This window comes from Paenibacillus sp. E222 (assembly GCF_013401555.1).
Taxonomy (GTDB): Bacteria; Bacillota; Bacilli; order Paenibacillales; family Paenibacillaceae; genus Paenibacillus.
Genome location: NZ_CP058552.1, coordinates 4592827 through 4612763, shown reverse-complemented (window position 1 = coordinate 4612763; position 19937 = coordinate 4592827). Strand labels below are relative to the sequence as shown.

The 19937-nt window shown below is 42.5% G+C and carries 18 protein-coding genes and 2 pseudogenes; 2 read left to right on the top strand and 18 right to left on the bottom strand.

Annotated elements, in window-relative coordinates; translation table 11 throughout:
- The first annotated feature begins 147 nt into the window (after window positions 1-147).
- The gene (locus tag HW560_RS20760) at window positions 148-603 is read left to right on the top strand and encodes a MarR family winged helix-turn-helix transcriptional regulator (RefSeq protein WP_090898990.1); all 456 of its coding nucleotides are present in this window, start codon (window positions 148-150) and stop codon (window positions 601-603) included.
- Window positions 604-805: 202 nt separating this feature from the next.
- Here the strand turns inward: HW560_RS20760 and HW560_RS20755 are convergent, their stop codons facing one another.
- The 16 genes and pseudogenes from HW560_RS20755 to HW560_RS20680 form a co-directional block, all read right to left on the bottom strand.
- Entirely contained in the window at window positions 806-1696 is an 891-nt protein-coding gene (locus HW560_RS20755; protein ID WP_177185731.1) for a GNAT family N-acetyltransferase, read from the bottom strand.
- Window positions 1680-2090, bottom strand: coding sequence for an SH3 domain-containing protein (locus HW560_RS20750; RefSeq protein WP_177185732.1), 411 nt, complete (start codon window positions 2088-2090; stop codon window positions 1680-1682). The genes HW560_RS20755 and HW560_RS20750 overlap by 17 nt, the downstream gene beginning before the upstream one ends.
- A gap of 313 nt (window positions 2091-2403) precedes the next feature.
- Window positions 2404-2577: a hypothetical protein gene (locus HW560_RS20745; protein WP_177185733.1), complete on the bottom strand. Its 174-nt coding sequence runs from the start codon at window positions 2575-2577 to the stop codon at window positions 2404-2406.
- A gap of 705 nt (window positions 2578-3282) precedes the next feature.
- Window positions 3283-3510: pseudogene (locus HW560_RS20740) on the bottom strand (ABC transporter permease subunit); the annotation flags it as partial.
- A gap of 41 nt (window positions 3511-3551) precedes the next feature.
- Window positions 3552-4580 carry a sugar-binding protein gene (locus HW560_RS20735; protein ID WP_179264547.1) on the bottom strand — a complete coding sequence of 343 codons (1029 nt, stop codon included), beginning with the start codon at window positions 4578-4580 and terminating at the stop codon, window positions 3552-3554.
- Window positions 4565-5014 carry an endo-1,4-beta-xylanase gene (locus tag HW560_RS20730; RefSeq protein WP_179264545.1) on the bottom strand — a complete coding sequence of 150 codons (450 nt, stop codon included), beginning with the start codon at window positions 5012-5014 and terminating at the stop codon, window positions 4565-4567. The genes HW560_RS20735 and HW560_RS20730 overlap by 16 nt, the downstream gene beginning before the upstream one ends.
- On the bottom strand, window positions 4983-6227 hold the full coding sequence (locus HW560_RS20725; RefSeq protein WP_179264543.1) for an endo-1,4-beta-xylanase: 1245 nt from the start codon (window positions 6225-6227) through the stop codon (window positions 4983-4985). Before HW560_RS20725 ends, HW560_RS20730 begins: the two co-directional genes overlap by 32 nt.
- A 369-nt stretch (window positions 6228-6596) precedes the next feature.
- Entirely contained in the window at window positions 6597-7448 is an 852-nt protein-coding gene (locus HW560_RS20720) for a PRD domain-containing protein (protein ID WP_090902394.1), read from the bottom strand.
- A gap of 17 nt (window positions 7449-7465) precedes the next feature.
- Window positions 7466-8908, bottom strand: a complete 1443-nt coding sequence (locus HW560_RS20715; RefSeq protein ID WP_179264541.1) for a glycoside hydrolase family 1 protein — start codon at window positions 8906-8908, stop codon at window positions 7466-7468.
- Between the two features lie 59 nt (window positions 8909-8967).
- The gene (locus HW560_RS20710) at window positions 8968-10926 is read right to left on the bottom strand and encodes a beta-glucoside-specific PTS transporter subunit IIABC (protein ID WP_179264539.1); all 1959 of its coding nucleotides are present in this window, start codon (window positions 10924-10926) and stop codon (window positions 8968-8970) included.
- A 754-nt stretch (window positions 10927-11680) separates the two neighbouring features.
- Window positions 11681-11893 (bottom strand): hypothetical protein, encoded by a 213-nt coding sequence (locus HW560_RS20705; protein ID WP_090899010.1) that lies wholly within the window; start codon window positions 11891-11893, stop codon window positions 11681-11683.
- Between the two features lie 396 nt (window positions 11894-12289).
- Entirely contained in the window at window positions 12290-12916 is a 627-nt protein-coding gene (locus HW560_RS20700; RefSeq protein ID WP_257031388.1) for a histidine phosphatase family protein, read from the bottom strand.
- A gap of 389 nt (window positions 12917-13305) precedes the next feature.
- Window positions 13306-13737 carry a hypothetical protein gene (locus HW560_RS20695; RefSeq protein ID WP_143067031.1) on the bottom strand — a complete coding sequence of 144 codons (432 nt, stop codon included), beginning with the start codon at window positions 13735-13737 and terminating at the stop codon, window positions 13306-13308.
- A 181-nt stretch (window positions 13738-13918) separates the two neighbouring features.
- Window positions 13919-15097, bottom strand: coding sequence for an MFS transporter (locus HW560_RS20690; protein ID WP_179264537.1), 1179 nt, complete (start codon window positions 15095-15097; stop codon window positions 13919-13921).
- 24 nt (window positions 15098-15121) lie between these two features.
- Window positions 15122-15940 (bottom strand): MerR family transcriptional regulator, encoded by an 819-nt coding sequence (locus HW560_RS20685; protein ID WP_090899019.1) that lies wholly within the window; start codon window positions 15938-15940, stop codon window positions 15122-15124.
- Between the two features lie 843 nt (window positions 15941-16783).
- The gene (locus HW560_RS20680; RefSeq protein ID WP_090899025.1) at window positions 16784-17149 is read right to left on the bottom strand and encodes a cupin domain-containing protein; all 366 of its coding nucleotides are present in this window, start codon (window positions 17147-17149) and stop codon (window positions 16784-16786) included.
- Between the two features lie 141 nt (window positions 17150-17290).
- On the opposite strand from HW560_RS20680, the gene HW560_RS20675 reads away from it, so the two are divergent.
- Window positions 17291-18157 (top strand): LysR family transcriptional regulator, encoded by an 867-nt coding sequence (locus HW560_RS20675; protein ID WP_090899027.1) that lies wholly within the window; start codon window positions 17291-17293, stop codon window positions 18155-18157.
- 36 nt (window positions 18158-18193) lie between these two features.
- Here the strand turns inward: HW560_RS20675 and HW560_RS33995 are convergent.
- Both HW560_RS33995 and HW560_RS20670 read right to left on the bottom strand, forming a co-directional pair.
- Window positions 18194-18289: pseudogene (locus HW560_RS33995) on the bottom strand (FAD-dependent oxidoreductase); the annotation flags it as partial.
- Window positions 18290-19852 (bottom strand): FAD-dependent monooxygenase, encoded by a 1563-nt coding sequence (locus HW560_RS20670; protein ID WP_257031387.1) that lies wholly within the window; start codon window positions 19850-19852, stop codon window positions 18290-18292. It lies immediately after the preceding pseudogene.
- Between the last annotated feature and the right edge of the window lie 85 nt (window positions 19853-19937).

Genomic DNA, 19937 nt, shown 5'->3' with positions numbered 1-19937 from the left:
TTCCTTTGCTTCTTTGCAAATCTTTATAATCTTCGTAGGTTGACATATCAACCTAAAGATAATTTCATCTCTTTGGTTGATATGTCAACTCACAAAACAAACTGTAACATCTTGTGGTTGACGTGTCAACCATGGTATTATATTCGCATGGATATTAACGAACTAAACGAAGACGAAATGCGAATATGGAATACGTGGAAAGGCTCCTTTAAACGAGTCTTCGGTCGCGTTGTAAAGGAAATGTCTGAATATACAGGACTATCAGAAGGTGATTTTGGAGTATTAGACCGTTTAGTCCAATTTGGAGATGGTAAACTTCGCCAACAGGAACTAGCTGACTCGATGGACTGGGATAAGAGCCGATTATCTCATCATCTAACGCGTATGGAAAAAAGAGGTCTAGTTCTGAGGAAACCACTAGACACAGAACGTGGTGTGCAAGTCATTATTACTTCCGCCGGAAAGTCCGCCTTGGATGAAGCCCTTCCCATTGTCTCAAAGGCAATACGCAAGTATTTTCTAGATCTATTAACTGATCAAGACATTAAGTCAATAACTGAATTGGCGGAACGAACCAAAAAAAGTACTGCAATTGACAATTAACGGGGCCCTCACGCTGAAAATAGCGGAGGGGTTGCTTTCTTCATTTAAAATTTTTCTTGCATTAACTAATTTTCATAATCCTCCCAAATGATCTGCTCCATAAGTAAGCGCATAAAAATGTACCCTAACCCCAGACAATAAATCCTTGCGTTACAAAATAAATCCAGGCCATTTTATAGACAACGAAACTAAAAAAATGATTTCATCTAAGATCCATATTTCGCATCATGAGCACTTGCTCAACATTTGTTGTGAAACCTAATTTTATCAATAGATCGTTCAAAAGTTGATTGGATTTACGCAAATTAGCTGTCCCTCGCCTGCATACATAGTCTAACGGGGCGAACAATTCACTGAGAGCAAGCTTATAAATCTCCTCTGCATCGTCCCGTCCAGGAAGGACCTCACATTGATAGAGCGAAATGGTTACCAATTTACCCTCTTGATCAAATGTTCGCTTATACAATGCATAGCATACAGGCTCGCTATCTTGTCTAATGATTATAGATTCACCCTCCTTCATGCTAGGCCATTGTGTCTGCCAAGCAGATAAACCTCGATAAAAGTCTAGCGCGTATACATCACGGGGCAATCCTTTGGTGATAGAAAAGGGATGCGCAACAGATCGCTTCAGTAGTTGGGGATCTATTGTACCCGTATGTTGTAAAATCATTAATCGATCCGTAATTTCATACCCCACATACTGATATAGCTTGATCGCACTCTCATTCTGGGTGAGTGCTTCAAGTATCGCAATCTCCACGCCTTGTTCTCGGTACAACTCTAGATTTCTTAACATGAGCGCTCTGCCAATGCCCTGTCCTCTAAATGTAGGCGCAATACCTGTGCCACCGTTCCATGCCACTTTCTTTCCATCTACGTCACGAAATCCATTCATGACAAACCCTGCAGGTTCACCATCCACATAAATAGCGAGTGAATTCTCCAAAGAAAGTCCTTCGTTAACAATCCTAGTCATCAAAGCCTCAATCGTCATAACAATCTGTATAAAATAACCCTCGAATCCTAGATTCCAAATACGTACATTTTCCTCGATCGATAGCTCACTTAGTTTCCTAAACGTTATTGTCATAAGTACGAACCTCTCTTTTACTTCGTTTAATGTGATCATTTTCGCCCAATCTAATAACTAATACCCTATTAGGTACCCACCCCTTCTCACCATGTGTGGTATGAACAAAACTCCATTCATTAAGTTCAAATTCTTTTTCAACTAACATACCAGGAGTAACAGTCAATTCGTATGCGGAATAGTGTGCTAACACAGTCGCTTTGTTTTCCTCAGTTGGTTTACTTAATATTTGTTTTGGTACCCAGCCTCTCTTTTTCGAATGGATTGCTTCACAAAAAATCCAGTTTGGAAATTCAGTATCTTCTCTGCCGTATATAACGACATCTCCTATAGCTAAAACAATTGGATCAGGATAATTTGAAAGATGTGGGTATACCACTTTATATTGCTTCATAATATGCCTCCAAATTTTAAATTCAACTGTTATTAACCAAGTTACGTCCAACACCGTAATGATTGGTTCCTTCACGCCATATTCATTCAACCTACTTACCTGCATGTTAGCTCAAAGAAAAAGAAACAGACTCCCAACCTCAGGTCTGCCTCTAAAAAATAGATTTATTTAAATTTCACTTGTTTCCGTTTCGTTTCGAGTATATCACTCATATATAACATATGTAAAGAACACTTGTTCCCTTTTATTATTTCTGGAGTTACAATAACCTACCGTTAGCTTAAAGATCTGTTTTCTACGTTTAGTCTTTCTTTTACTTGCTTTCAGTTTTGGGTTTCATGACAACTGAAAATACATTCGTGGATAATAATAGTAACAACCCCGGATACAATGTAAAATACAAACTTTCTTTAGAGAAAATCCCCATAGGATATAAGGCTCCACAAGCCATCAATATATAAGCGGCTATTTTCACCAATTTATACATAACAAACCCTCCAATTAAACGCTTATTTACTTAAATAAGTCAGATCGGTAACGTCTACTACTTCGATGAGGTAATGTCCGGTAACAAAAAGGTATACCAGTTGATCTCTCTGGATTCAAATAACAATCCTGCTGGTCAAAACATTCAAAGATTACTTTCAATTCAATGTCTTAGAGATGAGCGCATAGCCGTGGTTACTTCCACAAAAGACACCAATGATATCACGGCGTACTCGGTGAGTCGCATTATCTTGGCAGCTCTTTGACCGTATGTACGAGAAACCCTCCTTGAGCTTTTTTAAAACGGCTTGCCTTCGGGTAGAACCAGGTTCTAAGCTTATTGTAAAGCAATTCAGCCATATGTGAAATCGGCGTGCATAACGAAATCGTACCTGCCGTCAACTAGATTGCTATATAACGACTTTGAATGGAATAATATTATTATCCATCGACAATAGCCCGCTATACAAGCGGGCTTGATAATCCTTTTCATTAAGTTAAGGAATATAAGGAGTTGCCTCTACACTTTTATTGTAATTACTGGACTACCCACAGAAATATTTTGTGCCGCCACCCCAATTACTGATACATAATTGTCAGAGTTCCAGATACAAGGCTATACACAGTCATCCCTGCTTTCGAAACGGATGGATTTGAGTTTTTACCAAGTTCTTCAATACCGGAAACAGCTACGGAATCCTTTGTAGGCTGCCATCGACACAGGTAATAACACAAGAATCAAAGTTCGAAAGTAACCAGCTCCATCAACGAAGGCGACCTCTTCCAGCTCTTTGGGGACGTTGCGAAAAAAATTCAACAACAGGATCATGTTCCAGATGGATACCGCTTCAGGGAGAATCATCACCCACATCGTGTTCAACAAATTCAGCTTCTGAATCAGAATATAAAATGGAATCAATCCGCCACTGAACAACTGTTATGATGGTTTTCATTCTTGCTACTACGGCAAAAGATTTAATCCCCGTGTTTGTTTTTTCCAACAAAAGTGAGTATTCCGTACTGGGAAGTGTTTCTCCAGCTTTCATTGGTCTTATCATTCCATTTGGCTACGTTCTGCTTGCCTCCGCCCTGGTTGTCGTTAATTTGAAGATCCAAACCAAGAACATTTCCTGCTTTGGGTGTTAGTGAATGTAACTTGATTCTGGCTTCTACGAGATATCCTTTATTCGTTTTCTTCACAGCGCTTACAAGACGTCCGGGTGAGGCACTGCCTGCAAAGGTTCCTACATTGTCTGCACTGATTCTGAACTGGGCATCATCATATTGAAAATACGGTGTGCGCTGGTGATTTTCGTCCAGGAAAATCTCAACCGAATCCTGGTCCCATGGGTTAATACTATCTCTTATGATATTTGGATCAGTGACGTCGACCAGCAGATATAGATACTCACCTGACCATATTGCGTGAGCCACTGCTTCTGCACCTTCAGTCTGATTCAACCGTTTTACCTCAAAGGGTACAGCCTTATTCCATAGGGCGTCTTTCTTCCCATCAATCTGAACAATCCCTTGCACAGCTTGTGCAGATTTGGGCATAGGGGCGAGTTGAATCACGCCGTATTTGCTTGTATCTTGTTCCTGTGATTGTGTTCGATCATTCCAGTACAGTGGATTATAAGGCTGTGTCCCACTTGCACCGCCATCAGTCACACGGATATCCAAGCCGGCTTCATATTCTGATCCGACTTGGATACCACCCCATGGAATGGACAATTCAACCGAATATCCGTTTTTTGTCTCGCGTACACGATATGAACGTGGCTCCGCGCCCTCAGCTTTGCCCAAACGCTTAATGATTACGTGTCGGTCATCTGCTTCATAGGAAGTGGTCTTGCCATTATTGTGATCGACGAAGATATCTACTCTGTCATTCACATCTGCCTTCGCATCCCGAACATCCACAAGGATATACAAGTTACTTTGATCCCATAAGGTGCGAAAACTGGCTGATCCCGAAAAGTTGCCCTTCAATGTAGTAGACACCGCTTTGTTCCAGAGCGGATCTTGTGACTGTTTTTTAATATCTGGTTTACCTGAAAAGATACGGCTCTCTGCGTCAACACAGGCAAGCTGGATTCATCGACGAGTCCCCAGTATGCTTTTTTGGCCTTCAAGGCTGAATCAAACAGCATAGCCTGGTTGTTGTAAGACTTCTCATCCTGCAACCCCCATAAGGTAACGGAAGAAATGTGATCTTTGTGTTTTTTGTACAAATCCAACAATTCCTTATAACGATACGCCTGTTTTACCGCAACTTCATCCGACATCTCTTCACCAAATGGAATTCCGCTATCCACATCCAGTTCCGTGATCTGAATATCCAATCCAAGTTCGGCGAACATGTTGATCGTTTTTTCAATTTCCTCGATGGGCGGGGATTCCAGGTTATAGTGCGATAGATTGCAAACCCACACCATCGATGAGCCCTTTCTCTTTCAGTCGTTTGACCAACTTATACATATGTTCTCTTTTCTCAGGGATTTCCGTGAAGTATTCGTTGTAGTGTAATTTGGCATCCGGATCGGCTGCACGAGCGAATTCATAGGTCTTTTCAATGTAATCCGGACCAATTAGTTCATAAAAGGGACTTTTACGTAAACCGTTGGCATCACCATTGCTATCCGCAATCGCCTCGTTTACCACATCCCAGGCATAGATCTTGCCTTTGTATCGGGTCATGACGGTTTCAACGTAATCCTGAATCCGGGCAAGCAGTAATTCTCTACTTGCAGGGTTACCCTGACGATCCTTTAGCATCCACTCTGCGGCATCAATATGCCACAACAACGCATGTCCGCGTACACCCATACCATGCTTCTCGGCGAACTGAACATATTGATCGGCTGCCTCGAACTCATAAACACCTTCGGAAGGAGACATGTACTTTGGTTTCATCTCATAGGTTGCGGTCAAGCTGTTAAAGTGCTTTGTGAGCAGTTGTCCGTATGCGCCTTCCAACTGCCAGCGATACACTGCCGCACCAATGGGGAAATCATCTTGATACAGATCATTCAGAGACAGAATATCTTCTTCAATCTCCAGTTGCTCTGCCATAGTAAATGATACATCATCCACATAGAACGATAACGTATCTACGCTATCATCAGAGATGTAGGGTGTTTCGATGGACAAATTCAATTCAGCGGGATCATCGCTATACTGAAATTTTCCGGTGATCTTGTGCCATGTATTCCATTCCGCCTTGGCAATCTTCACGCTGCCGATCGGGTTCCAGCTTTCGGCAGTTGTTTTTTTATATGTGGTGAGCTGTAGCGTTTGATCCGTGGTGGGCTCCTGGGTAAGTCTTACATATGCCGTAATTTCGTACTCTTGGTTACGCTCAAGCAGATCTTTCATGGATAACATCGCTCCTTGATAGGAACGCTCACGGTTGGCAACCAGCATACTGGACTGACCTTCGTGTGCTTCCTGCTGTGTCACTGTCAGTCTTTCGTTACCTATACGTGGAGTCCATCCCTGAAGTGTACCGTCTTCAAAGTTTGTGCTCAAATGACTTTCCTCCACTTCCGTAACTGCCTGGGCTGCATGTGAGACATTCGAAAATGGAAACATACCGAGTACGAGCACAAGAACCAAGGCTGCAATATTCCATTGACGTAACCGTTTCATACAATTCCTCCTCTTGATTTGGTCTAAGTATTTCTGAACGGATTAACATCCAGATACATAAATTATAATTTTTAAGATAGCGCTTACATATAGAAAATTCCCAATTATGATAATAAAATGTTATCATTTGTCAATGTCATATGAGTTGAGGAAGCTGGAGTCCGTTCGCAAAGGTTCGATGAGTAAGGTACCATACGAATAGATTTTTGCAAAAAAAAGACCGTTTCCCGATAGAATACGAGAAAACGGTCATCGTTAGAAAGAATCATTTTTTCCTGTCTGCTAACAGGCATATAAACATACTAGAAATCAAGGGCATCAGATATTCAAAGAATCGCGTGCCATAAGTAAATCAATATAACTTTTGTTTTATAATCGTTCCTCGTGACCCTGTTCCTCCTGCACAATTCGAGCAATGTGAATCATCAAATATAATAATTCCTCGTTTGATATGGAGATATCCAGCATGTTTTGCACATAGGTTTTGATCATCTCCGCGCATTTGTATTCAAGCGGATGCTCCTTCACCATGTGCTGAAAGATGAAATCTTTCGGCGAATTGCCCAGCCGACCCTCTTGTAAACGCTGGATGAAAAATTGTAGGTGTGTGACGAGTCTCACATAATGGATGGAGTTTTTGTTCAATTGCATATCAAAGCTATATTGAATCAGGTTAAAAATATCTTTTAACATCTTAACGGATTGCATGGTGCGCTCCATATTCTGCTCATGTGTTTGGGCATTCACAAAATGAAACGCGATATTCCCTGCTTCCTCTTCCGTAAGCTCAATGCCAAGTTCTTGATTCAACATGTGGACGGCTTCCATGCCCAGTTCGAATTCGACGGGATGAAACCTCTGGATCTCCCACAACATGCGATTCTGTAATGATACACCTTTTTTCCATCGTTCAATGGCAAAAGACAAGTGATCCATAAGCGTAAAGAAGATTTGATCGTCAAGAGACAGCTTTTCTTTTGCATTGGAAATCAGTTTGTTTATGACATTCACATGTTTTTCTGGCATGTTTTCGATGGTTCGTACGTAAGCCTGAGCAGACGGATTATTTTGCAGAATGAATCGTTTCTGGATATGCTCCTCTTCGAGACACTCACCGACTTTACCTTTGAATGCCAAACCTTTGCCCATGACAATCACTTCTTGCCCCTGTTCATCTTTGGTCAGTAGCAAGCTGTTATTCAATATTTTGATTACTCTCATGCTTTCATCACGATCCTTTATTCTTTCGTGACCGCCTGATCCGAATTTCCGATACATCTACCATTTTGTTTAATGACCTCTTGATACCACGAGAAGCTTTTCTTCTTCAAACGTTTCAAGTCTTTCAGATCCTGTTCACCACGGTTTACATAAATCATGCCGTAGCGTTTCCCATAACCCTGATGGGTGCTTACTACATCAATAACGGACCAAGGGCAATAACCAATCACATCCACCCCATCCGTTAGAGCGAGTCTGATCTGTTCCAGGTGTTTCTCGATAAAATCAATTCGGTACGTGTCGTTGACAGTGTGATCTGCTTCCAGTACATCTGGAGCTCCTATGCCATTTTCCGTAATTAAAATCGGGAGATCATATCGTTCACTTACCTTACGCAATGTCAGCCTTAGGCCAACCGGGTCAATGACCCAGCCATATTTTGTTTTTTTCGTATAAGGATTCTCTGCGGCACGGTACACTCCCTGCTCGCCAAGCATAATTTGCTGATCACCCGCACGAGCTGTAACATCCGACGCATCGCCCGTACTGGCGGCAATGGTTGCCGTTGAGTAATAATTGATCGCTACAAGATCGGGATGGCCTGACTGGATGTCTTCCATGTCGTCCTGCTCAATAATCGGCTCGATGCCACGTTCCTGCAAATAACTCCAGAATAATGGATTATACCGTCCCCACACCGATAAGTCGAGAAACCCCCATCCACGAATGGTCTCCCAGTTATGTGAAGCGATTGCATCTGCTGGCCTGGAGGTTGCCTGGTACATGGAAGTCATGTTTAATGCAGGACCGATCTTGCCGTGCGGGAGCATATCATGAAATAGTCGCATTGTTCTGCCTTGAGCCACAAACATGTGATGATTTTGCTGATACAGTTCCTTACTGGAAGGCAAACGTCCGCCCTTCGGTGTACCAATAGCACCTGGATGAAGAATCATCGTATTTTGCTCATTAATGGTCAACCAATATTTCACTTTATGCCCGTATTGCTCAAACAAGATACGCCCGTACTCGACAAAGGCATCGATCGTCCCCCGGTTGTTCCATCCTCCGGTTTTCTCAAGCTCGTAGGGGAGGTCGAAATGGTACATGGTGACAATGGGTTCAATGCCATGTAACAGCAACTCGTCAATCAATTGGTGATAAAAATCGAGGCCTTTCTCATTAATAGCCCCTACGCCTGAAGGCAAGATTCGAGTCCATGCAATGGAAAAACGATACGCTTTGAGACCCATCTCTGCAAAAAGCTTCACGTCTTCTCTGAATCGGTGATAGTGATCGCTCGCTACTGTGAAATCGGCGGTTCCGGCCGGATGATCACACATATCAATCACGGACAGACCTTTGCCATCTTCGTTCCAGGCTCCCTCCACTTGATAGGCCGAGGTAGAGCCTCCCCACAGAAAATCATTGGGGAATGGTTTGATGTGTTGATATAACATCTCAAGCACTCCTTCATCTTAATGTTGATCTACATATATATAGGACCGTATTACGGTTGTTAGGTAAGGTGGATAATCGTCGCTCCAACCTCCACAGGACTCTGCTTCTCCAGCTTAATGTCCGAGAAATGATCCGAATTGGCGATAATGATCGGGGTTATGACTTCGTAGCCTTCCGTCTTGATGGCATCGATATCAAAGCGGATCAATAAGTCCCCCCGTTGTACCCGATCCCCTACTTTAATGGATGAGTCGAAATGTCTCCCCTTCAAGTTGACGGTATCCACTCCAATATGAATGAGCACCTCTTCTCCATCATAACCATTTAATTTGACTGCATGTTTGGAGTCCATGAAAGCCGTTACTTCACCTGCGATTGGTGCATACAGTTCTCCTTTGGCAGGAATAATGGCAGCGCCTTTACCCAGTAATCCCAAAGAGAAGACATCGTCTGGTACACGGTCTAGATGGACTAATTCCCCTTGCATCGGGCTGGCGATCGTAAGTGGGAGTAATTCATTTTGGCTCGGTACATTTGCATTTGTTATTGTAGAAGACTTTGTGCTTGGGCTGTTGTCTTGAACAGGCTGCCCGGAAAGTGGCTTGTCATCGTTAACGTTGGTGTTGCCTTCTTCTTCATCGTCCACTGGATCTTCAAAACCAATGATCCATGTCAGAGCAAAGGTAACGACAAAAGCGATTAGACAAGTCACAATGGCATGAACGATGTTCATCGGATTGCTGCCAATGAAGGCAGGTAACGCGGCAAGCCCTGGAGACACGAAGGCATAACGTACTAATCCAGTCAGACCAGCATATATCCCTGCTACACCACCACCGATCATTGCGGCAATTAAGGGTTTCTTCAGTTTCAGCGTTACGCCGTACAAGGATGGTTCCGTGATGCCCAGCACAGCGGTGAAACCGGATGAAGCAGCGAGCTGTTTCAGTTTTTTGTTTTTTGTTTTTAATGCTACAGCAAGCGTGGCCCCACCTTGAGCAATATTGGACGCAAGCATTCCCGGACCGTTGATCATTTCATATCCATTTTTGGTCAGTTGGCTAGTTGCAATCGGCGTCATCGCCCATGCAGTGCCTGTCACGATCAGGAACGGTTGCAAAGTGCCCATTAACAAAGGAATCAGCCAACTGGCTCTGGCATTAATTGCTTCTGCACCCATCGCCACCAGATCATTCAGGTATGTTCCGAAAGGGCCGATGGCCACTAATGCAAGTGGTGCTGTAATCAACAGCACAATCATCGGTTTCGTGAAAAATTTGATCATGGAAGGTGATACTCGATCCGCGAAACGTTCAATGTAAGACATGAGCCAAACAACAATAATAATCGGCAGGACGGAGCCTGCATAGTCGGTTAGTCGAACTGGCACACCGATGAAAAACACGTCTTTTCCTTCCGCCATCAGGGCGCTCCATCCCGGGTGTAATAACACGCCGGCAACGGTCATCGCCAGAATTGGACTTGTTTCAAACTTAATGGAAGCTCCATAAGCCAGCAGAATAGGCATGAAATAAAACGCCGCGTCTGCAATGGTATTAAGGATATAGTAGTTTTGGCTTTCCGTCGTTACGAGGCCTGTCAGCACAAGTACGGCTAATATCGCTTTGATCATACCCGCGCCAATGATTGCCGGAATGACCGGAGTAAATGTCGTTGAGATCACGCTGATGAATCTGGAGATCCAGCTCTGTTTTTGTTTTGGTCCGTTATTTTTGCCAGAAGCTGATGTGGTGTCCGCACTTCGAGTTGCTGAACCCATCTGTTGAGTGATAACTCGGTAGACCTGCTGTACCTCATTGCCCACGACAACCTGGTATTGTCCACCATTGTTCACAACGGTAATGACTCCTGGGAGTGCTTTAAGTTTTTCTGTCTCCGCTTTGGAGATATCGTGAAGTTCGAACCGCAGTCGGGTTGCGCAGTGCGTAAGCCGAGCGATATTATCCTTCGTTCCAACCAATTCCGTAATCTCTTGTCCCAACTTGCGATAATCCATACCTTTGCCCCATTTCTGAATTTGGATATAAAAAAGACCAAAACGATATGCCTTCCCCTACTCACATAAGGAAAATGCAAAATCATTTTGGTCATGCCTGCTTTACCAGTAACAGCCAAACACTGCTAATATTCAATTCGCTTTTGATGTAAACGTTTACTGGATCATAATATCACACAACAAATTAGTTAGCAATCACTTTATTCGACATTTTTCTGCATTTTGATATGAGAATGGTTCTCCATCTGCCAGCTTTCTTACTCGTCAAACCGATGGCTATATAAGCGAACATGGCGAATGGAGATTTATCCATCAACATGTATCATTACCAACAAATTTCAGAACGGGCCATGCTTATTAAAATGAAAAATCAATTGGTTTTATACCTGCTAAATATTTATGGTGCATAGTAACCTTGTCATATTAGCGTCTTGTTTTTTGCTTTTCGGATGTTAAAAGCTATAACCTGTATTCAACGAATAATTCTAAAGAGGTTCAACATTATGCAAAAACGTCCTCTGCATCGCTAATTTCCAATGGTTATTTATAATGTCAGCCACCTCCTCGAGCGCCTCTACGATGCGTCCGTCTGCCCAGTATTATATTTTAGCGTTTCTCGAAGACAATTACTTTCCTTGCAGAAGGTCTTATGTACGGAATTACTAGCTTTGCAATACGGCTAAAGGGTAGTGACACGTAAATGACTTTGCGACGGACAAAAGTCACGCTTTCTATCGAACGATACTTTTTGTTATTACTGTTCTTTTCGTTTAAAAAACATCTTGCCAAGAATAAGTCCCATACCAGATGAACAAATAAGATATCCAAAGAACAAGAAAAGTAAATATACTCCATGAAGATCTTCAGCAATCTGATTTGCACCTACAAACCAAGCAGAACGAAAAGGATACAGTAATGCTACCCAGATAATCATTAACAAAAGAACATAATTAATTGTTTTTCTCAAAATAAAGATCCTTTCAAATTCGAGTGGAAAGCGTTAAGGCCATTAGCTTCAATAAACTCAAGGAATTTATCAATGAACTTATCATTATCGACTTCTCCCCCCCCTTTTAAGATTATATTATCCGATTAAAACGAGATCATCTATAGCTATATTCCAATTTGATCAGTGCTACTGGAAGTTAATTTCCATTATCAGCCCAACCATGTTACGCTCGAATCGCAAAACAAAGAAACTACGGTACCTTATTCGGCACCGCAGTTTGTAATCAATCATATGCTTCCTGTAAGATTTGAATGCCTCAGTAAATTCCTTTGAATCTCATATGATTTAGGTAATGTGAAACTTTCACGGTATCATTTTGTCCTGAACAGATTGTGCTGTATCCAACAGTTTAAACTACTGCATCTCAGCTAGACGTAGTACATCCTCCAGAGTCAACCTTTTAACGATCTCATACCCCATATGATTTCCCAGCGGTTTTAATATTACTGTCCCCATATATGGAATGTCCCCTAAACCCATATCCTGTGGAAAAGAGTGAGCTATGATAACCCTATTGGATGTATTAGGAGTTATACGTTCAACTTCATTTGTAAAGGCTTGAATGATATTCTGTGCATCCTCTGTATTGATGTTCTTGCTTAGTTCGTATATGTTCATCCAAAATTCATTTACAGTTACATTGGGTTTGCCAAAAGCAGCTTCCGCAGTTTGCACAGTTCTACAAAGTGGACTCGATTCAACTGGAAAAGTAACGGGTATATGGAGCTTTCGAATGGCTTCACCATACTTCTTTGCTTGATCCATACCTCTAGCACTTAAATTCCTTTGAGTGGAACAATCCGTTAGACTAAGATCTTGTTGATCCTCTCCTAAAGTTGCTTCCCCATGACGAACATAAAGGATATACCCTCCTTTACGGAGATCATTTATAAGAGGATCTTCAGAAACAGGGGAAGCATAAGAATGTAATGGTGTAATCAATAAAAAAATAAAGGGTAACAACATGAACAAACGGTACATTTCTCATCCACCTTCCGTTTTCATACTGTCCCCATTCAGAAAACACTTTATACAACGTCTAAAGTGGATATAACTATACATGATGGCAATCTGGTATTGTACTACAATGCAAATTCGACACCATAACGGTTCCTTGCAAATGGGGAGTATTTTGTACAACTTATGATTGCATGCTTCCCCTCTTTTTTATCTGCTTTACCTATATATAAAGGAATAAAATCATAGTGCCTGATTGCTGACTTGATTCAAATAAAAAAGCCGCTAAAGTAGCGATTTTACCTTCGTATTCATACACACATGCTCTTTATTATTTGTCATAAGCAGCTAATGCAGTTCGAAGTGTTCTTTGTGTTGGTTACCCACTATTGAATGGGGAAATTAGTTGTTCCCTAACTTTCTCTGATCATACCATATTCAACGACCTTCCATTGCCCTTCCTGACAAGCTAGTTTCATGTCTAAAGCGACTGCTCCTTCGTTTGCACGATACTTACTGACCTCAATCGTCATCTCATCTGGGTTGTTAGATTGCTGCTGCTTTTCAATCGTTAAAAGAATGCCTCTTAGCGTAGTTTTCTGCTGGGCATATAACTTCTCCTCTATTAATTGTTCATAAGTGTAGTTGTACATCGTTACGTTATATTCTTTTTGCAGGGATTCCTCAATGACTTGCTTATCAGAGCTTTTTAAAGTAACTCCCTCATTCCAAACCAGGGAAATGTACTCCATATTGGTATTAAGAACTGTATCATATGAAATCAATTCATCCAACGCTACACGATAGGCTTCAATAAGATCATCCTGTGAACCTGTGCTAGTCACTTTGCTGTAGCAAGCTGATGTTAGAAAAATCAGTATAATGCTGAGAATACAATGCAAATATTTTACTTTGATTATAATCCTCCCCTTTAAAGTGCTTACTTATATGGACGCGCTACAAATACATAATGTTGCCAAACGTTATTCAATTCCTGGTTCGAAACTGTTCCGCTCCAGCCCCTGACTATAAAGAAACCCCTTTAGAGTTGAGATTAGAACTGCTCATTTTTTTGAATAATACGATGGCAAAAAGAAAAGCTATGCTTACAGCGGCAAAACCCAGCCAATTCAAATACAGAACAGATGTATGACGGATGACGAGCCCTCCTAATCCAGATCCCAGTGCAAAACCAAATTGGATAAACGACGTATTTACGCTAAGGGCAATATCCGGATTTCGTGGTGCTAGAGTAACCAGATATAGTTGCTGGGCAGGGGAAATGCTCCACGTGGCTAACATAAAAATCATTAACACCAAGAGTAGAACCACCAGATGCACACCCGCTAGAGCGAATAAAAGAAGAGTCACGCCCTGTAACATCAGTCCGAGGCCAATGGTAAACTTTGACCCCTTTGCATCTGCCAATTGCCCGCCCACTTTTGATCCGACAAAGCTGCAAATCCCCGCCAGAAACAGAACACCGCTTATTTCGGCCATGGACAGAGAGGATGTAGCTTGCAAGAAAGGCGTAATATAGGTAAACAGTGTAGCATAACCGCCAACATACAATAACGTAATAACCAAGGCAGTCAGAATGGTTGGATTTTTTAAAATGGTAAGCTGCATGGTGAGGGTAACCTTTTCTTCTTCTTTGATTGCCGGAATCTTTTTATAGATGATCAGTAACGGAAGAACACTTAACAAACCGATGAAAACAAATAGAGCTCTCCATCCAAACATCTCACTAAAAAATGTGCCTATGGGAACACCGAGCACTAGCGAGCTGCTAAGCCCCATCAAAATGATACCAATGGCATTGCCTCGTTTTTCTTTTTCCACGAGTCGTGTCGCTACTGCCATAGCTACAACGGTAGAGATACCTCCACTAGCCCCTTGAATCATTCGTACCCAAAGTATCGTTTCATAGGTAAGATCGACGAGCATTAGTCCGTTGCTGGCAATAAATACACTGAGGGTAGCCATCAGCAACTTCTTGCGATCCATATTTATGGTTAATGCAATCAATATCGGAGCAATTATGGCCGCTGCGAGAGCAAACACGGTCACCAGTAACCCTGCTTCGGAAGTAGATACTTGCAAGTCCGCAGCGATCATTTCAATGACTCCAGTAATAATGTATTCAATGGTTCCAATCAGAAAAACAGCCAGTGCCATTACATAGATGATTCCTTTATTTTTCAATGTATTCCACTCCACCTTCTTCAGTTATCTATTTCGTATTGGAATTTGGATTTCGATAAATTGTGCCTCTTGTTCTGGAGATAACGGCAAATATAGTTCCCTACCCGATTCATCTTCCTTGATCTGATAGTTGTTTTTCTCAATCCATTTCGCCAGATGAACACAGGCCGCCCCATCAAACTTGGAATTTGAATGAAAAGCCATCGTAGCCATCATCGGTTCAGGAGGAAGAGTCCGCAGTTGAAACGGCTCCGGGAATGATTGCAGCTCACAGGTTAAAAAATAACCAACTTCGAACTCAAACTCATCCTCTTTTCCGTCAATGTCTCTCCACAACACAACCTGAGGACCTTGAATCCATTGGCGAATTTCCTTTGTTACGAACTGATCAAACTTACGAAACAAAGTCGGAATGTCCTCTTCTCTGCCGCATGCTTTCTGAAAAAGAAACGGCTGAGCACCTTCTGCTTTGATTCGGATCTCTTGACCTGTTTCGACCTGTCCCTCTTCTTCTATAAGCTTCATACGCTCCTCAATCCTGACAAGTTTGGCTTGTTCTGTATCGATGATTTGTTGGATTTCGCTTCTTTTCAACCTAAACATGCCTTGAATATTCTCCAATGTAATTTCTTCCTGGAGCAACTGTGTAATTTGGGGCAAGGTGAAACCCAATTCCTTATAGATCAAGATTCGGTTGAGCTCAAGAAGCTGATCTGCGGAATAGTAACGATAACCCGTATCGTGATCCACTTTTCTCGGCTTAAGTATGCCAATCTGGTCATAATAGCGCAGTGTTTTTAAAGAGACCTTGCTTAGCCTGGAAAACACACTGATTTTGAACAAAATATCATCTCCAATCTATAACATAATGCGAGTATACAGTTTCCCGTGCAGGGGAAAGTCAAGGGTGTAGAGGCTTTTCATTTTGCGGGGGACGCTACGTCACATTCTATGATGAAAAAAATAGATAAAAGGAGTTCTAATTATGCCTGAAACCCATGTAAAGGAACAGTATAAAATACTGTTGATAGCATTACTAACGCAATGATCATGGGTCTAATTCCGTCAATCTTACCTATGTAATTTAAAATCTTGTCTATTGAAATCATACTGGTGAGAAAATACAAGAAATGATTTTTTGAAAAGAGGAAAGTTAGATGCGATTATCGGTTCTACAGATATTATTGAAAAGGGTTTCCAGATATTTCTAAGCAAGCTTTCTTGGATGGACAAATAAAATTGTGGAGGTTACGGGCACCATTTATGAAAAAGAATATCTGAACAGCCCATAGTAAAGTGGCCCCATCAAAATAACGAATGTTATCAACATCCAAATTCTTCTCGTTACAATCGGTAATTCCTCCAGGATTGCTTCACCTTCGTAATCTTTTAGAAGCATTGTGAATGATATATCCCACAGAAGAGCTGTCACGGTAACCATTTTCCACACAGAAGGATTTAGAATAGTGTTTTCCGTAACGTATTGCATTATAGCCAATCCTTTTCGCAATGGATATATTCAAATCCTTCCATATATAATGGCTATGTAATCGTTCATTTCGGTTATACTTTCTTCACCTCGCAACAAGCTCTTAATTCCATAAAAAAAGCCGCTGCATTAGCGACTTTCAATGGAACATTATTCTTGTATCCTGACAGTATGTTTGTGTTGTTTCATCAACTTCATTAGATCCAAATATCATTGACTGCTGTTAATTCTGACTCTGTCTCGCCAGTGTTTACTACGCCCCTAGGCTCAACCATCATGATATGACATTCCTGTTGAGCAAACGTTTTGTGTTCGACTCCTCTTGGTACAATAAACATCTCCCCTTGGGAAATCTTTACTTGGCCATCGCGGAAATAGATAAACATCTCCCCTTTGATCACGATAAATACCTCATCGGTATCTTGATGATCGTGCCATACAAAATCTCCTTTGATTTTAACCAATTTAAACTGATAATCATTCATTTCACCAATAACTTTCGGAGACCAATGTTCATTGAACTTAGATAATTTCTCTTCAAAATTAATAGGTTGGTAACTCATATTAAACACTCCTTTTTCAACCCATTGGCAATGGTGTTAATCCCTCTGATTCATTAAGTTTACATCCTATGATGCATCACGTAAAATCAAATAAAAGTATATAGATCATCATAATATGTGATGCAAAAGGAGAGGGCTGTTTTGGATATTAGGTCTTTGGAAGTGTTTAAGGCAGTAGCCATTGAACAAAGCATCACCAAGGCTGCTGAGAAATTGAATTATGTACAGTCCAACGTTACTGCACGAATACAACGTCTTGAGCAAGAATTGGGCGTTCCTCTGTTATATCGATATCATAAAAAGGTATCCTTAACGCCTGCAGGACGTGAGCTGTTGCCGCATGTAAACAAGTTGCTTTATGATTTCGAGGAAGCGATTGAGGCAGTTAAACTTTCTTCTGCCCCGCGGGGAACCTTGCGCATTGGAGCTATGGAGTCAACTGCTTCTACACGATTGCCATTGATCTTCACACAATATCACAAGAAATTTCCACAAGTAGAATTAAGCTTATATATGGCACCTACCGTAGATCAAGTAAGTACCATTCTCGAATATAAGGTAGACGGTGCATTTGTGGATGGACCCATTCTTCATCCGGAGATTGTTGAATACCCTGTCTTTGAAGAATCTCTAGTTTTGATTACGAGTTTCTCTCCCGAGCCCTTTCAATTAGAATCGATTTTACATGAACCACTGCTTTCGTCATTCGCGCATTGCATCTATTTGGGACGCTGGCAGCGATGGCTAGAGGATAATGGTTATGCTTCTATGAAGGTCATGGAATACGGCACACTAGAGGGTGTTCTTAAATGTGTCGAGAACGGGCTAGGAGTCACTGTTTTACCCGTGTCTATGGTTGAATCACGCATAGAGCAGGGGAAAATCAGCTGTCATCCATTACCGGAATCGTATGGAAAAGTGCCCACGGTGTTTATAAGACGACGTGACTCGTACATGACAAGTGCTCTCTCACAATTTATGGAGCTGGTGGGCATCACTAATTTTTGATTTATTTCCAGATGGTCACTAGCGTGTTTGGCGTGAGCCTTTCTCCGCCAGAATTGCCGCAGCCGCACCTGCGGCCTCGCCCATCGCAAAGCAATTCGGCATGACTCTGGCAGAGCCTTGGGTCGTTCGATCCTATGATATGCCACACAAAATCAAGTAATTCAGGATCGATGCGATATCATCAAGGGAGGTGCGCAGTGCGATATAACCGTCAGGACGAATCAATACAAGTTCTTTACTTGCGACATCGTAAATTCGATAGGCATTGCCTGCTGTGTCTATTATGCCTTCCAACGCCTCCACCTTCGATGGCAGGATATAATGCAAATGGAGTTCGTCGTTGGTAAAGTTCTTCAGAGAAGGATCGATGTAGTTTGTAAAAGCCAAAAGCGTCCAGTGTGGGCCGCGCAAGAGGTCAAAGACATTTCCTGCAAACCCGGTGCCTTGCAGTCCCGTAGCATTAGGAGCACGATCTCCAGGAAGTGAACGGGTAGCATTTGTTCGAGCAGACGGACGGGTAAGCGAACTAGACCGATAGGAAATGAGAAGCCCGCTCGTCAGATCGTCGGATATGGTGCTCAAGGATTGGGACAACCCTCCGCCTTCTGTCGCCGTTCCTATGACGCCTCCCATCTTCTTTGTGCTGTCTTTGAGCACGGCTTGAGCCACTGGGCGGCGCTCTTCATCGTACGTGTCGAGCAAGGCGGTGTCCGCTCCGCGTATGACAGCCGCCAGCTTCCAGCCGAGGTTGTATGCGTCCTGAATCCCCGTATTCATGCCTTGACCGCCGGCCGGAGAATGAACATGAGCAGCATCACCGGCAAGGAAGACCCGGCCATTGCGGTAACATTCAACCATACGAACGTTGACGCGGTAGATGGACAGCCAGGAAGCATCCGTGAGCTGAACACGTCCGGCCCCGGCGCGACGGTCAAACATAGCCTGATACATCTCTAACGACGGCTGTTCTGGTTCTTCAATGTCTGCCGGAATTGTAGCCTGCAGCTGCCAAATATCGGATTTCGGCAGCGGTGTCACCCCGACCATCCCCTCCGAAGAAGTCCAGATATGAATATGGTCACGATCTAACCCTTCCAATCGTACATCGCCAAGATACCATCGCTCATGATCATGTGTTTCCCCAACCAGCGGTAAGTGAATAAATTTGCGGATATTGCTTTTGCCCCCGTCAGCGCCGACTACATAAAGAGCACGAATTTGCTCTTCTCCTTGTGGTGTATTCACGGTTACCGATACACCATCCACATCCTGAACAAGCCCTACAGCTTCCATGCCCAACTCAATTTGACCGCCAAATACTGCATATCGGTCGCGCAACGCTTTTTCCACATCAAATTGAGCAATCCAGACCGGATCACGATAGGGTGTCTCAAGTTCGGCGCTGGCTGCAACGGTAATAGTCGGCTTCTCCACACTTCTGCCATCTGCGGTATAATAACGAACAGGTAAGTCCACAACACCTGTATCAACAATGTAGTGAACGGCTTCCAAATCATCGACGACTTCAAGCGAGCGAGGCTGGATTCCTTTGGCGCGAGATGCAACGTTATACACGGTGCTTCGATCAATAATACGATGGTTGACGTTTCGACGGGCAAGTTCGCAGGCAAGTGTAAGCCCTGTGGGTCCGGCCCCGACAATGAGAACATCAACAACAGACGGTATGGTATTCATGGATAAAAACCTCCTTGATCATTGATTTGATATGCTACATTTGTTACACTACACCGTACAGTGTAATTTGTAAAGCAGGGCTCTA